Origin of the sequence: Klebsiella sp. 10982, from assembly GCF_048589245.1 — a bacterium.
GTDB classification, from domain to species: Bacteria; Pseudomonadota; Gammaproteobacteria; order Enterobacterales; family Enterobacteriaceae; genus Klebsiella; species Klebsiella quasivariicola.
On sequence record NZ_JBMAXV010000157.1, the window covers coordinates 1 to 331 of the forward strand.

The 331-nt window shown below is 53.2% G+C and carries 1 pseudogene; it reads right to left on the reverse strand.

Features of this window, described 5'->3' with window-relative positions:
- A pseudogene (locus ACKLKD_RS28065) lies at positions 1-331 on the reverse strand (IS1 family transposase); the annotation flags it as partial.

The window sequence follows — 331 nt, forward strand, 5'->3', positions numbered from 1 at the left end:
CAGAAGACGCTCCAGCGTGGACAACGTGCGTTCACCGAATACGTGCGCCACAACCGTCCTCCGTATCCTGTCATACGCGTAAAACAACCAGCGCTGGCGTGATTTAGCGCCGACATAACCCCACTGTTCGTCCATTTCCGCGCAAACAATGACGTCACTGCCCGGTTGTATGCGTGAGGTTACCGACTGCGGTCTGAGTTTTTTAAGTGACGTAAAATCGTGTTGAGGCCAACGCCCATAATGCGTGCACTGGCGCGACATCCGACGCCATTCATGGCCATATCAATGATTTTCTGATGCGTACCGGGTTGAGAAGCGGTGTAAGTGAACT